This window comes from Streptomyces sp. YGL11-2, from assembly GCF_050054615.1.
GTDB lineage: Bacteria > Actinomycetota > Actinomycetes > Streptomycetales > Streptomycetaceae > Streptomyces.
Genome location: NZ_JBNHIN010000097.1, coordinates 1 through 13,996 on the forward strand (window position 1 = coordinate 1; position 13,996 = coordinate 13,996).

Annotated in this window: 12 protein-coding genes and 2 pseudogenes; 2 read left to right on the forward strand and 12 right to left on the reverse strand. The window is 67.0% G+C overall.

What is annotated here, in order from left to right:
• The 10 genes and pseudogenes from ACO1BR_RS42510 to ACO1BR_RS42555 all read right to left on the reverse strand — a co-directional run.
• Positions 1-429 (reverse strand): DDE-type integrase/transposase/recombinase (locus ACO1BR_RS42510; RefSeq protein ID WP_426800487.1); only part of this gene is annotated, 429 nt, incomplete at its 3' end.
• 475 nt (positions 430-904) lie between these two features.
• On the reverse strand, positions 905-1,900 hold the full coding sequence (locus ACO1BR_RS42515; RefSeq protein WP_426800488.1) for a hypothetical protein: 996 nt from the start codon (positions 1,898-1,900) through the stop codon (positions 905-907).
• A gap of 194 nt (positions 1,901-2,094) precedes the next feature.
• Positions 2,095-2,979, reverse strand: coding sequence for a galactose-1-phosphate uridylyltransferase (gene galT / locus ACO1BR_RS42520; RefSeq protein ID WP_426800489.1), 885 nt, complete (start codon positions 2,977-2,979; stop codon positions 2,095-2,097).
• Positions 2,980-2,984: 5 nt separating this feature from the next.
• Entirely contained in the window at positions 2,985-3,605 is a 621-nt protein-coding gene (locus tag ACO1BR_RS42525; RefSeq protein ID WP_426800490.1) for an SIS domain-containing protein, read from the reverse strand.
• A 303-nt stretch (positions 3,606-3,908) separates the two neighbouring features.
• Positions 3,909-4,921 (reverse strand): annotated as a pseudogene (locus ACO1BR_RS42530) (dTDP-glucose 4,6-dehydratase).
• Between the two features lie 51 nt (positions 4,922-4,972).
• Complete coding sequence (locus ACO1BR_RS42535) at positions 4,973-5,509, reverse strand: sugar phosphate nucleotidyltransferase (RefSeq protein WP_426800491.1); 537 nt, start codon at positions 5,507-5,509, stop codon at positions 4,973-4,975.
• Between the two features lie 32 nt (positions 5,510-5,541).
• Positions 5,542-6,503, reverse strand: a protein-coding gene (locus ACO1BR_RS42540; protein ID WP_426800497.1) for an IS5 family transposase whose coding sequence is annotated in 2 segments (ribosomal slippage) — positions 5,542-6,110 and positions 6,110-6,503 — 963 coding nt in all. Because the reading frame shifts where the segments join, the coding sequence is not laid out codon by codon here.
• A 63-nt stretch (positions 6,504-6,566) separates the two neighbouring features.
• Positions 6,567-7,100: pseudogene (locus tag ACO1BR_RS42545) on the reverse strand (sugar phosphate nucleotidyltransferase); the annotation flags it as partial.
• Positions 7,097-9,160, reverse strand: coding sequence for a 4-alpha-glucanotransferase (gene malQ / locus ACO1BR_RS42550; RefSeq protein WP_426800498.1), 2,064 nt, complete (start codon positions 9,158-9,160; stop codon positions 7,097-7,099). The gene malQ and the pseudogene ACO1BR_RS42545, both read right to left, overlap by 4 nt.
• A 291-nt stretch (positions 9,161-9,451) precedes the next feature.
• Positions 9,452-11,563, reverse strand: coding sequence for a glycosyltransferase (locus tag ACO1BR_RS42555; protein ID WP_426800492.1), 2,112 nt, complete (start codon positions 11,561-11,563; stop codon positions 9,452-9,454).
• A 125-nt stretch (positions 11,564-11,688) separates the two neighbouring features.
• Between ACO1BR_RS42555 and ACO1BR_RS42560 the strand changes: the two genes are divergently transcribed.
• Positions 11,689-12,027, forward strand: coding sequence for a hypothetical protein (locus ACO1BR_RS42560; protein ID WP_426800493.1), 339 nt, complete (start codon positions 11,689-11,691; stop codon positions 12,025-12,027).
• A 38-nt stretch (positions 12,028-12,065) separates the two neighbouring features.
• Positions 12,066-12,752 (forward strand): 4'-phosphopantetheinyl transferase family protein, encoded by a 687-nt coding sequence (locus tag ACO1BR_RS42565; protein WP_426800494.1) that lies wholly within the window; start codon positions 12,066-12,068, stop codon positions 12,750-12,752.
• Here the strand turns inward: ACO1BR_RS42565 and ACO1BR_RS42570 are convergent.
• Together ACO1BR_RS42570 and ACO1BR_RS42575 are read right to left on the reverse strand one after the other, a co-directional pair.
• Positions 12,733-13,374, reverse strand: coding sequence for a LuxR C-terminal-related transcriptional regulator (locus ACO1BR_RS42570; protein WP_426800495.1), 642 nt, complete (start codon positions 13,372-13,374; stop codon positions 12,733-12,735). The two genes, ACO1BR_RS42565 and ACO1BR_RS42570, sit on opposite strands and share 20 nt — an antisense overlap.
• Before the next feature lie 267 nt (positions 13,375-13,641).
• Positions 13,642-13,996, reverse strand: a 355-nt coding sequence (locus ACO1BR_RS42575) for a transposase (protein ID WP_426800496.1), incomplete at its 5' end; no start/stop codon positions are given.

A 13,996-nucleotide genomic window follows, 5' to 3' on the forward strand; every position in this document is an offset into this window, starting at 1 on the left:
CCGATCATCCTCACAGTCGAAGCAGGATCCGGTGCGTCCGCAGCTCTGCCGGAGGCCCAACTCGCCTATTTCATCTCGGAATTGGCTGCTGGTGTATTCGCTGCCGCGGTCCGAATGCACTACGCAGCCGGGCTGGAGACGGCTGCGTCCGGCGGCCATCTTCAGCGCGTCGACGACGAGGTCGGCGCGGTGGTGGTCGGCCATCGAGTAGCCGACGGCCTCGCGGGTGGCCAGGTCCAACCAGCAGGCGAGATAGAGGAAGCCCTCGCCGGTGGGCAGGGCGGTGATGTCGCCGACCAGCTTCGTGCCGGGGATCTTGGCGTGGAAGTCGCGGCCGATCAGATCGGGGGCCGGCTTCGTCTTCTTGTCCGGCCGGGTCAGCGACCGCCGCCTGCGGCGGTGGGCGCCCTGGATGCCGTGCTCGCGCATCAGGCGGGTGAAGCTTCCTCTTGGTCGTGGACACCTGGAGACTGGGATCTGAGTGGGCGTTTGATGTTGATTCGCGATGGGTATTTTGAGTCGCTTTGCCGTATTCACCACTAAGGTGCACGGCCCGAAATGCCTGGATACTCCGCACTGGTGGGAACCTTCTGTGCCATTGTTAGATCAGGCGGAATTCAGTGCTGAGATGCTAATCAAACGGGCACAGTAGTCGACGCCCAGAAGGCCACGAAGAGGCGCTTAGAGTGCGAATCAGCTGAAGACTGTTGGCCGTAGAAGGAACTTATCGACACAATTCATCCCTAAACATCCTCTCAGATAAGGCACCCTCGTCCAAGCCGGACGCGGCCTCTATCGCCGACGGACATGACACCCTCTGAGGCCAAGGGGGGACAACAACTCTCGAGTGTTCTGCGGCCGGGGGCGTCCCTAGGATGGCGAAAGGGTCGGCCGGAGCAGGGGGTCAGAGGGTGTGCAGGACGGCTCCGCGCGTATCGAAGGCGAAGGGCTGCTCCTGCATCCCGTGCGCCGTCAGGACTTCGCGTACGTGATCGTGGTGGGGGAGGGGGACGTGCAGTAGGAGAAACCCGCCCCCGCCTGCTCCGAGCAGCTTGCCTCCCGTGGCACCGGCAGCGAGGGCGTCCTCGTAGGCGCGGTCCACATGCGGCAGGGACACGCGGGCTCCGAGTCCGCGTTTGAGTTCCCAATGGCGGCCGAGAAGACGTCCCACCTCGGCCGATCTGCCCTGCACCAGGGCGTCCTTGAGCGGCTCGGTGAGTTCCTTTATCTCGTGCAGCCGGTGTGTGGTGTCCTTGGCACCTCTCTCCGTTCCACCAGCCTGATCGCTGAGTATGTCACCGGCGTCGCGGCTGATCCCGGTGTGAAAGAGGAGGAGCTCCTCGCCGAGCAGGCGCGCCGCCCCAGTCGGCACGGTGACGTCCTCCACCTCCACTCTGCCGTCTCGGTGGAAGTGCAGCAGTCGGAAACCGCCCAGGGCCGAGAGATAGTGGTCCTGTCTGCCGACCGGCCGCCCGAGACCCTGGATCTCGATGTCGCTAGCCGCCCGGGCGAGCGAACAGGCGTCCAGTGGTCCTGTAGAGAGACCGGCGACGAGCGCGACGCAGAACGCGGCTGAACTGCCCATGCCGGTGGCTCCCGGTACGTCCCCCGTGGAGAATAGGTCCAGGGGCGTGCCGTCCCAGTGGCGCAGCATCGCCTCCCGTGCGAAGGGATTGGCCAGCTCCTGGGGCGACTCCGCACGGCTGCAGGAGTCCAGGCACACCCGGATCCCCCCTGGCCTGCGGGCACGCCTGCCCACGACCGTGACCCGCAGGTCCGTGCCGGCCCCAAGAACCACCCCTCCGAACCGCGTGGCGTACGCGGGCAGGTCGGTGCCTCCGCCCGCGAGGGAGACGCGCAGCGGAGCACTGCTCACCCACATTCCGGTGTCGGTGCTCATGCCGTCACCGGTGCCAGCCTGAGCACCTCGGCAGCGCGCTCGGGGTCCGTCTCGCTTACGAAGGCTCCCGCTCCCAGCTCGCCGGCGGCCATCCGCTTGACCGCCCCAGAGCTCCAGCGGTCGGAGAACAACTGGGCCCGGAGATGGGCGAATTCACGATGGCGGCGGGCTGGCGCTTGGACCCACACTGCCATCTACGGCAACGGCCGGTCGGCTACCGTCTCAAAGCGCTGGAGCACCGACCGGTAGAGGCTGGCGAGGTCGTCACGCTCCTCCTCCTGAAGGGCGGCGAGGTCCGGGACATGCCTTCGTGCGTAGATGTGCACCTCGAACGGCCAGCGGGCGGCGAACGGCACGAACGCCGTCCAGTGGGCGGACTGCACCACGACACGGCTCCCCGCGCGTTCCTCGGCATCGAGAACCCGGCAGAACACGCAGTCCTCACCGCGCAGGTGCTCCTGCAGCGCCGTCTCCTGCATGCGCTGGAACCGATCGGGGATCCACGGATAGGCATAGATCTGCCCATGGGGGTGTTCCAGACTTGCGCCGACTTCCGCACCCCTGTTCTCGAAGCACACGACTTGCTCCACGCCATCGAGCCGGTTGAGCTCCTGCGTGCGGTCCGCCCATGCATCGACGATGGTGCGGACCCTGGAGCGCGACAGCCGGACCATCGTGGTGCCGTGGTCGTTGCTGTACGAGATCACCTCACAGTGTCCCGGTGCCGGGGCGCTGGTGAGCAGACTGGAACCGTCCGCTTGCCCTGTCGTGCCCGGGCGGCCAGCGAGCGCCGGGAAACGGTTGTCGAACACCGCGACGTCGTAGGCACCTACTGGTATCTCCGCCACCTCGCGCGGCGAATCGGTGCACAGGGGACAGTGCCGGCCGGAGGCGGGGCGTGCGCGTCGGTGCGGAGCCATCAGGATCCATTCCTGGGTCGTGGGATCGCGGCGCAGCGACGCGGCGGCGGCCGGGACCTGCGTGAGCGCGTGGGGTGCGCTCTCACGCACACGCCCCGGGTGCTCGTCGTAGTAGTGAATGCGCCGTCCGTCCGTCAGCGTCGCGCTTGTGCGGTGCACGGAGGTCAACGAAGTCCCCCCGTGGCGAGGGCGGGCTCGATGCTGCGCGCCTTGACGAAGTCGCGCATGTGACGGGTCAGCATGTGCGTGATCATCATGTGGACGTCCTCCTGCTCCTCAATCGACGCGGCGGGCGCCTTCACCCAGCGGTCGCTGAGGGCGACGGCCTTGTCGGCGGCCGGACCGAGCAGTCCCACTGTGCGCACGCCGAGTTCACGGGCAGTCCCGAGCGCCTCCAGCACATTGGGAGAGTTACCGCTGGTGGTGATGCCGACGACGACATCGCCCTCAGCCACGAGGCCGGTGAGCTGACCGCTGAAGACCGACTCGTATCCGACGTCGTTGGCCCAGGCGGTGATCGCTGGCACGTGGTCGACGAGGGAGTACACCCGCATCGGCGCAGCACCGGGCCGCCGGGTGTTCTTCGCCAGATCGACAGCGAAGTGCGAGGCCGTGGCCGCGCTCCCGCCGTTCCCGCAGGTGAAGACGGTTCCCCCCGTGAGGTACACCTCCTCAAACAACTCTGCCACGCCCGCGAGTTCGGTGAGGGAGAGCTCGCTGGCCGCCTGCCGTATGCCCTGCAGGTATCCGTGCATGTGGGCCATGCGCTGGGGAATGCCGTTCATGATCGTCGTCCGTCCGCGAAGAGGGGGAAGGGGTCAGGGTGTTGTGCAGGATGCGGGGCGCCCGGTCAATTACCGGCCAGCACGCGACCGCAGAGGCGCGCAGTCTGCCGGGCTGCGCGCCCCCAAGACAGTCGTGGGAATCGCCCGCCGTCTGACCGGCTGGTCTTCGCCATCCCGGGCGGAGCCGGTCGAGGTGATGTTGCCGAGCACCCTGGCCGGGGCGGGGTGTGGGTTCACCGATCACAGCACGGCCGCCATTGCCGCGTTGCAACAACTCGAGTCGGCGAGCGGGGGGCACGTAACTCACCTGTTCCTCTCCGGAGCACTCAGGGATGGGCGGGGATCGGACGGACCGGACCGTTCCCACCAGGCGTAGTTCTCGCGGTACCGCGACACCGTCTCGGCCAGGCCCTCCATGAAAGAGCGCCGCGGGGCGTAACCCACCTCATGCCGGATCTTGGACCAGTCGACGCTGTATCGGACGTCATGGCCCAAGCGGTCGACCACGTACTGACATTGCTCCAGTCGGCACCACACGGCTCCAGCAGCCGCCGTGTGAGCTCCCTGTTGGAGAGTTCGACGCCGCCGCCGACGTCGTAAACCTCGCCCGGTCTTCTGTGGTCCAGGACAAGGCGGATGGCACGACAGTGATCCTCGACGTGCAGCCAGTCCCTTGTGTGGCGCCCGTCCCCGTAGAGGGGAGCCTTGTCTCCGTCCAGGAGCCGGGTGACGAACCGGGGGATCAGCTTCTCCGGGTACTGGTGGGTCCCGTAGTTGTTGGAGCAGCGGGTGATCCGTACGTCCAGGTCGTGCGTCCGGTGGTACGACAGCGCCAGGAGATCGGCGCCCGCCTTTGACACCGCGTAGGAGCTGAGTGCGAGGGGCTGCTCTTCCGTCCAGGAGCCGGTTGGAATCGTGCCGTACACCTCGTCAGTCGACACGTGCACGAAGGTGCGCAGCCCGTGCCGCACGGCCGCCTGCAACAGGGTTTGCAACACAAGGAGGTTGGTAGCGACGAAGGCGTGTCCCGCGACGATCGAACCGTCGACGTGCGACTCGGCGGCGAAGTTGACGACGGCGTCATGGATGGCCACGAGCCGGTCGACCAGGCCCGCGTCGAGGATGTCTCCCTGGACGAACGTGAGGCGCGGATCATTCACCACCGGGTCAAGGTTGGCGTGGTTGCCCACATAGGTCAGGGCGTCCAGCATTGTCACCACGGCTGGTGCCGTGTCCGTGTCCTCGCTCGGAGTCAGCAGGGAGTGGACGAAGTGCGAGCCGGTGAAGCCAGCTCCTCCCGTGACGAGGATTCTCATGTTGTGCCCACAAAGCCTTCCTGAGGTCGGTTCGCCGAGGAACGAGTACGGTCATCTGGTGAGCTGGACGCTGCTGTGATCACCCAGCACCAGCCGCTGCGCCCGGGGCCCGGGACCCGGACCCGCCACGTGGACCTGCCGCCCGAGCAGCGAGCTCTCGACCGGGCCCGCGCCGTAGAGCCGTGCGCCGTCCAGGAGGATGGAGGAGTGCACGGCACTGCCCGTGATCCAGCAGCCGGCGGCCACCGAGGTGAAGGGGCCGACGACGGAGTCGTGCACGCGGGCGTCCACACCGATGACCGCGGGGCCCACGATGCGTGAACGGACGATCGAAGCGCCCTTCTCGATGCGAACCCGCCCGATGACCTCGCTCCCCTCGTCCACATCGCCGTGCACCGACCTCTCGACGTCTTCCAATACGGCGTTGTTGGCTTTGAGCAGGTCCTCGACGCTGCCGGTGTCCATCCAGTGGCCGGTGACCAGCGACCCGCGGACCGTCCTGGCGGAGTTGATCAGCCGCTGCACGGCATCGGTGATCTCCAGTTCGCCGCGCGCCGACGGCTCGATGGCCGCTACGGCTTCCTGCACAGCGGGAGTGAACAGGTAGACGCCCACCACCGCTAGGGCGTTTCTGATGGCTCTTGGACGGTGTCGCGGAGCCAGATGACGATCGCTGCGACGGCGAGGGTGCCGTTGAAGATGTAGTCACGTTTGTCGTACCTGCTGGCCACTGCGCGGTACTGCTTCCACTTGCTGACGCACCGTTCGACGGCACTGCGGCGGCGGTACTGGGTCTTGTCGAAGGACGGAGGGCGTCCGCCGGCCCGGCCCTTCCGCTGGCGCTTGGCCCGCTGGTCATCGGGCTGGGCGATGGTCGCCTTGATCCCTCGCCGTCGCAGATAAGCGCGGTTGTCGTAGCTGGAGTACGCCTTGTCACCGCGGACGCGATCCGGTCGGCTGCGGGGTCGGCCAGGTCCGCGCCGCCGGATCCGCAGCCCCTCCAGCACAGGGATGAACATAGGGCTGTCGCCCCGCTGGCCTGGAGAGGTCCGCCAAGTCAGCGGGCGGGCCCGGTCGTCGGCCAGCAGATGGACTTTGCTGGTCAGCCCGCCTCGTGAGCGTCCCAACGCCTCACGCCCATCGGCTTCCACACGCGAACCGCCCCCTTTTGCGGAAAGTCCCGCGGCGGCCGGCGGCGGGCACCAGCCGCGTGCTGGTGCGCCCGGCAGGACGTGGAATCGATGTTCACCGCCCATTCCCGCCGGCGCCGCACGCGTTCCTTCTCGACGGCCTTCGCCAGGGCCCCGTCGGGATCGGCGGCGTCAGCCTCGATCTGTAACTCGGTCAGGATCCGCTGCCAGGTACCGTCCGCTGACCAGCGACGGTGCCGCTCGTAAACGGTCTGCCAGGGGCCGTACCGTTCGGGCAGGTCCGGCCAGGGAACACCGGTACGGGCCCGAAACAGCACCCCGTTGATCACCCTGCGGTGATCGGCCCACTGCCCGCCGGGCCTGCCATTGGCAGGCAGTAAAGCCTCAATCTTCTGCCACTGCGCGTCCGTCAGCTCATGTCGCCGCACCATAAGACGCAACTGCCCAGCCGGAGCACTGATCCACCACCCCAGCAAGAGCCATCAGAAACGGCCTAGGTCGCTGCTCGGTTCCGCTGGCTTCTCCTCCAGGCGCACGACCGTTCCGTCCGGCGTGAGCTCGGCGATGCCGAACTGCGTGGGGTCGGCGACCTTGGCCAGCAGGATCCACGTATCGACGGGGTCGGATGGGGACCCCGTGCTGCGCCGGGCGTGCCGCTCGGCACGATACTGGGCTAGGAGGTCCGCGATCCAGCTCGAAAGGTAGTTGTCCCCGAGGTACATCAGGAAGTCGTCGTCACCGAGCCAATCGCGCGCCACCCGCACGACATCTGCAAGGCCCCGTGGCTCTTCCTGGACCAAGTAGGTGATCCGGGCGCCGAACCGCGATCCGTCGCCGATGACGTCCCTCAGCTCACGGGCAGTGCCGCCGACCACCACACCGATGTCGCTGATCCCGGCAGCGACAATCGCCTCGATGCCGTACAGGACGACCGCCTTGTTCGCGAGCGGTATCAGCTGCTTGGCTATGGTATGCGTGAGGGGCCGCAGTCGGCTTCCCGTGCCACCTGCCAGTACGAGGGCCTTCACCGCACGCCACTGTTCACAGCTGTGTGGGCGAGGGCGTCGGCTAGCTCACGGGCTAGGGGCTCCGTAACCAGCCGGTCGAGTGCGACAGGCCGGCCGGCTGCGTCCGAGACCGGCCATTGCCAGTTGGGGTACGAGCCCGATGTCCCCGGGAGGTTCGGCGACCGGAGGTCCCCGACGATGTCAGGAAGCCAGGCGGCGAGCAGTGCGCAGGGGGTGCGCGCCAGGTAGCGGTGCAGGGAGACCACACGGGCGGGCAGGCCGTTGTCTGGGTGCTCAGTGGCGCAGCCTGCCCGGGCGACCTCGTCGAGCCACGTCCGGCGATGGAGCTCGGCAGCTCGCTGTTCGTCGGCCAGGGACCCCGACAGCAGACCGTGCCGGTGGCGCAGCTCCACGTGGTCCCCGCTGAGCCAGGAGGCCGAGCTGGGCAGGTCGTGCGTGGTGAGGGTGGCTAGGCACTGGCGCCGCCAGTGCTGTGCGGGCACGATCCCGCCGTGCGGATCCTCCTCGCTGGAGTCCGTGGTCTCCCGGGTCAGCCAGAGAACCGACGTTCCCAGCACCCCGCGTGCGGCCAGTTCGTCACGCACACCAGACTCGACTGTTCCAAGGTCCTCTCCGATCACGTACACACCCGCCCGGAGGGCCTCAAGAGCCAGGACACCCAGCATCGCATCCCGGTCATACCGGACGTAAGTTCCTTCCGTGATGCCTGAGCCCTCCGGGATCCACCACAGCCGGAAGAGCCCCATGACATGGTCGATGCGTATCGCGCCCGCGTGCCGGAAGACCCGGCGAAGCAGCTCGGCGTAGGCCGCGTAGCCGGTCCGGGCCAGTGCGTCCGGCCTCCAAGGCGGCAGCTGCCAGTTCTGGCCCTGGGCGCTGAACGCGTCCGGCGGAGCGCCCGCGGAGACCCCCGTCGCGAGGCAGTCCTGCAGGGCCCAGGCTTCCGCACCTCCCGGGTGCACCCCCACCGCAAGGTCGTGCACGATCCCCACAGACATCCCGGCGGCGTCCGCCGTCGCGCAGGCGTCCGCCAGCTGACCGTCCACCAGCCAGGCGAGCCAACGGTGGAATTCCACGCGGCTGGCCAGCCGCTCCCGCTCGGCCCGGATGGCGGACGATCCGGGGTGGCGCAGGGGACCTGGCCAGGTGCGCCAGTCGGCTCCGTGCACCTCGGCCAGTGCCCGCGCCGTCGCGAAGTCCGTCAGTCTCTGGCCCTCTCGGTCGACGTACTGCCGGTAGGACNCGGACGATCCGGGGTGGCGCAGGGGACCTGGCCAGGTGCGCCAGTCGGCTCCGTGCACCTCGGCCAGTGCCCGCGCCGTCGCGAAGTCCGTCAGTCTCTGGCCCTCTCGGTCGACGTACTGCCGGTAGGACCGGAGGCGGCCGGCGGTCGGCGCCACTTGGTGGAGGAGTTGCAGGGCTGCTTCCTTGAGCTCCCACACGGCATCACGGTCAATCAATTCCTCGCCAGACAGGACGCGTTCGCGCAACCGCTCGGCGCGCTCAGCCAGTGCCTGTGCGGTTGCGTGGTCGACGCCCGCCAGGTCGGTGTACTCGGGCACGGTGTTGATCCTCAGGTGCACCGGGTCCACGAAGAACCTGCTGGACGGCCAGTAGGGAGAGTGGTCCGAGTGCACGGCCGGGAGCAGCGAGTGCAGCGGATTGACCATGACGAAGTCCGCTCCCAGCACATCGCCCGACCAGTGGACGAGCGTCTGCAGATCACCGAGGTCGCCCATCCCCCATGAGCTGCCGGAGACGACCGAGTACAACTGAGCGGCGAAACCCCATCCGCGCCGCTCGGGTGTGGGGATCCGGTCCGGGACGACGATCAGTGGGGTGCTCACCCAGCCGTCGGCCGAGGAGGCCCGGAGGGTGTGATAACCGAGGGGGAGATCGGGCGGTAGCGCCCGGGAATCCGGCTCCCCCGGCTCAGAGACCGGCACTTCGCGGCTGCCGCCGTCCTCCAGGTCCACGATGACCTGGGCGTCCCGCCCCACGTCCAGCCGCTCCGGACGTCCGGGGCGGACGATCACGCAAGGCGGCAGCAGGCGTGACATCTGTTCCTGCTGGTGCTGTGCGAGTGAGTGCCGGATGGCTTCGGGGGTCGAGGCGTCGATGCCTAGGGCGGCCAGCACCCGGGTGAGAGTGGTTCGGGACACGTGCTTGTCCGTACCGTCTGCGGCGCGGAACCAGGTGTCCACGCCGTTGGCGTGAGCGAGTTCGACAAGCGCGTCCGGCACGGGCTCCGGCCGGTCGGGGTCTTTCACGGGGGTCTTCTCCTATCGGTCCTGTGCAGCAGCGAAGCAGCGACCGGCTTGCTCCTGCCGGACGGCGCATGAAGCGGGGGCTCAGGGTTCAGGAAGCGGGCGGACGTTGTCCCAGACGAAGCGTCCGCGCTCCAACGTGATCAGCAGGACCAGCGGGCCGTCGCCGAGCGGCCACGGAAGGCTGCCCCGGAACTCGTCGCCCGACCTGCGTAGGAGCTGTCCGAAGCCGTCCTCCGGGCTGCTGGCTTCGGGGCTGAACAGCTCGATCCGCTCGGCATGCGGAAAGTGGTACATGACCTCCGCACGGTCGCCGCGCTCCTGCACGCGCAGCCTGCGCCTGACCGGGTGCGTTTCCTGCGTGTTCCCTGACATGTTGAGCAGCGCTTCGCATACCTGGAAACGCGCGGCGCGGTAGGCGGTGCGAAAGGCGGTCTCTGCGAGGTCTGGGTGGCCGGTGCAGGCGCGCACGCACTCCTGCGGTCTGCCCTGCGCGGCAGCATTCAGGGCGATCAGCTCGCGGTGCGCCACCCATGTCTCGTCGCCGAGTGCGTCGTACCAGCCCCGACGGATCAGGGTTTCGGTGTCGGAAGGGACGACGCTGCCGTCCAGCATGCGTCGGAACCGGTCTTCCCGAAGCCGGGCGCTCGCGTCCCAGGTGAGCTGTCGCGCGGTCCGGCGGGCACGGTCAGACAACCGCGTGTAGGTGCCCGTGTCGTGCCGGAAGAGCCAGGCGGCCTCCCGGATCCGCTCTGCCAGGTGGTCCCGCAGCAGGTCGTCGTTCGGCCGGAACGAGCGGGCCACGGCGAGGCCAGTAGCTTGGGCCTGCTCACGCCAGTCGAAGGCGTGCCCGTAATGGCGAGTGCCGGATTGCTCGGTAGCGATTGGCACCGCCCCGCACGCCATGGCCTCGCCCTGGGCGATCAGGAAGGTGTCCATCTCGAACTTCGACGGAAAGATGCAGAAGTCGGCTGCAGATGCGTAGTCGAAGAGCGTGGCCTCGTCGACCATCTTCCAGTCCGCGTGCAACCGGTTCTCGTGACGCTTTATCAGTTCGAGTAGGTATGGCGGTAGTTGCTTCTCTGTCATCGTGCCGGGCAGGGCGCACCTGATCAGGAAGTTGACATCCAGGCCCTCGTCCAGTACTCGGCCGACCGCCTGGAACAGCTCCCACTGGCCTTTGTGCTGGGGGGCGTAGCGCGCGCTGTGGTAAAAGGTCGGCAGCGCCGGATCGAGTCCAAGGCCGGCTAGGAAGTCCTGACGGTGGCCTTTCGCCGTGCCACGCTGCAACCAGCTGTCGGAGACGCCACAGCCGCCGACGAACACCTTGTCCGCGTTGCGCTTGATCACCTGGGAAACCGTCAGCCGCCTGAAGCGCTCCTCGAACGGGGTGTCCGCGAACGTGGTGAAGTAGTCGCTTTGTCCCTGGGTCAGGAAATCGACAGCCGTGGCGCATTCGAAGATCAGGGAGTGATAATTGACGCCGTCGTGCCGTACGGCCCGCTCCGGCAGGTACCGGCGCAGGACCTCGTCCAGTGCTCCGGAATCCCCGGGCGGATCCGTGTGCACACCGAGGTCGGCTTCCGTACCCAGAAGGGCCAGCAACTTCTCTACCTGTGGCCGGTGGACCTGTGCGTCGACCGGTAGGTTTGTGGCCACCGTGCTGACGACCGGAGTGCCCGGTGCGCAGCGGAGTGCGGCCGGCAGCAGGTAGTGCTGATGGGGCTCGTACGCCTGGACGAGGGCGGCGTCCCCCAGGACCTGCCGAATGAACCTGATTCCCGCGACCTGGAACACGAGTTCCTTGAAGAACGAGAGGTCGCGCCCCTCTGCCCTAGCCTCCGGGACGAACGACTCTGGAAACGCGTCGAGGTAGGAGTTGGAGAGGAAATAGAGGTTCACTCCCTGCTGCTTCATCTGCAGTGCGCTGGTGCGAAGCGGCACTTCGACCCGGGAGGGAAGTCCGGGCCAGCGCGCGGGGTCCAGGACGAAAGGCATATCGAACTCGTCTGAGAAGTCGGTGGTCCTGGCGCCGTATCGTTCGTGCAGGTACCGACCGTGACCGTGGGCTGGCGTGACGATCGAGACGGTGTGTCCACGTTCTACGAGTTTCGTCGCGGAATTCCACACCAAGGCAGCGGTGCCACTCCGCATCAGTTGCGGGTCGAAGGCGCCGCACTCGAAAGCGAAGGTCACCACATGCATCGTTACGCAGCCTTACCCATCCTGGTGTTCGGTCCGCGAGCCGTCGGGAGGTTCGGCCGGCGGGCCCAACACATTCTGGAGTGTGTTGGCACGGATGTAGACCTGTCCTTTGGAGCATGCCTGTCCAGCGCACCGACAGCGCGATCACCGAGGCTAGTCAGCCGCTGACGACTACGGAGATCCTCAGACCTCGGCATCGCCTGCAAAGCGGCGCTGCCAAGGCATCGGTTTTCCGGCCACAGCGGTCGTTTCAAGGAACGGGTACGATGACGGACAGGACCACAGAACACCGGGACATCAACGCAGAAGTGATCGAAACGGTGGCTGCCATGGTGCAGCGTGATCCGGCAGCGTCGAACATGCAGCATCTCTCTGTCTTCAACGACGCGATGCAAGGCGGTGGTCGGCCGCTCAGCAACGTCGCGGGTCCGGGTGCACGGTCCGTCGGAACATGAACCAGTCGCCGCAGGACGTGAGTTGGGCGGATACTCCGATGGATCACGAGGTGCATATCTGGCGGGTCTCGCTGGACGTGGCGGCCGACGGGTTCGTCGACTGGCTGAGCCCCGAGGAGGAAGCCCGCCGCAGCAGCCTGGCAGCAGCCGTGCATCGCGATTGGTTCGCCGTTGCCCACGGAACGAAACGAAGGATCCTGGGCTGGTATCTCTCCCTGCCGCCGGAGCGGGTCCCGTTCGAGACGGGTCGCTGGGGCAAGCCTCGGGTGGCCGGTGACGCGGTGAGGTTCAGCCTCAGTCACTGCGGGAGCGACGCGCTGCTCGCCATTTCCCGTCACCGGGACGTCGGCGTCGACATCGAGCACCCCCGGCCGGGCCTGGATCCACAGGAATTCGCCGCCCGCCATTTCCGTCCGGAGGAGAGCCGGTACGTGGCATCAGCCGTGTCGGCGCGCCGCTGGACTTCCTTTCTCGCGCTGTGGACGCGGAAGGAAGCCTGCGTCAAGGCTGCCGGGGCACGTCTCAGCCAGGGATTTTCACTGCCGGTCGGCCGTGGCGCGCGTCACGTCAGCGCCACGTCGGGACCGATGGTGGGCCATTGGCGGGTCGACGACGTTCCGGTTCGGCCCGACTGCCGCAGCGCAGTCGCACTGATCGGGCCCGCACCATTCCGCACGGTCTGCTACACATGGGACGCCGCGGCGCTCACAGAAGACCGGACTTGATTCCGGTGATCACTGCCGAAGTTCTGTTCGAGGCGCCCAGTTTGAGAAGGATGGAGCCGACGAGTCGTTTCGCTCCATGCACGGATATGTCGAGATATCGCGCGATCTGCTTATTGCTCATGCCGTCTGCGAGCAGTCGGAACGCCTGGTTCTCGCGAGAAGTTAAGGGGATCAGGCCATGACTCGTTGCCATTCCGCGGCTCCTGCCCCCGGTCAACAGGCGCTTGGCGAGCGACGCCGGAATCGGCATCTCTCCCACGGTCACCCCCTTCAGAGCGTTGTCGAGGGTCTGAACCGACAACTCCTTGAGGGAGAGGAAACCGTCCACCGGCAGGGACGAGAGGTCCCCGTTCCACCGTTCATACAGGTCGTCACCCAATATCAGGGTCGAGGGCAGGCCGGAGATATCCCTGCAACCGTCCAGCAGGCTCCACTGCTCCGCTGCGACGATCAGCACATCAGCGGACTCGATCCGCTCCGGCAGACCGTCGGCCACGGGTGGGAGAACGCGCACCGCACCGACTGCCGAGAGTCTGCCCAGCAGAGCCTCAATTCCCGCGCTCACGACCTCGCTCGCTACGAGGACGACCACATCAAGAGTCGTGTCGACGCCTTCCTGCACTACAGCCCCTGGCTCAGTGACAACCATACCTATCCCCCGATCGCATTCGCAACGTTCTCGGCGGTGCAGTCAAGCACCAAGATCATCCAAATACAAGGGATTGCTGAAAATTGCAGCAATCTCGGCGGGGGCTGTGAATTGAGCCCGGGCTGTGTCAGCGGACCTTAAGTCCGAACTTTCTCGGTTCGTAATCGTTCGATCGTGTGAATGATCGTCGTGGGGCTCGGCATGGGGGATGAGTCAATGGTCATGGCTTAACTGATCATTTCAGAATGAGGCGCGCAGGCGTCTCAAGCAGATGATGCTGCAGGCGAGTTCAAGGAGTCCTTGGTGGAGGTCGGCGCGTATCTCGTAGCGGATGCGGAGGCGTTTGAACTGATGGAGCCAGGCGAAGGTGCGCTCTACGACCCAACGGGTCTTGCCCAGGCCGGAGCCGTGCGGGGTGCCGCGGCGGGCGATCTTCGGTGCGATGCCGCGCTTGCGGATCAGGCGCCGGTACTTGTCGAAGTCGTAGCCGCGGTCGGCGAACAGCCGTCGAGGCCAGTGCAGTGGGCGGCCGCGCAGTCCCCGAATGTGGGGAATGGCATCCAACAGCGGCATCAACTGGGTGACGTCGTGCCGG

Coding starts and splice junctions, on each gene's coding strand:
- ACO1BR_RS42525 (WP_426800490.1), bottom strand. CDS start 3,605: ATGAACGGCATTCCCCAGCGCATGGCCCACATGCACGGATACCTGCAG.
- ACO1BR_RS42515 (WP_426800488.1), bottom strand. CDS start 1,900: ATGAGCACCGACACCGGAATGTGGGTGAGCAGTGCTCCGCTGCGCGTC.
- ACO1BR_RS42565 (WP_426800494.1), top strand. CDS start 12,066: ATGGATCACGAGGTGCATATCTGGCGGGTCTCGCTGGACGTGGCGGCC.
- ACO1BR_RS42560 (WP_426800493.1), top strand. CDS start 11,689: ATGCCTGTCCAGCGCACCGACAGCGCGATCACCGAGGCTAGTCAGCCG.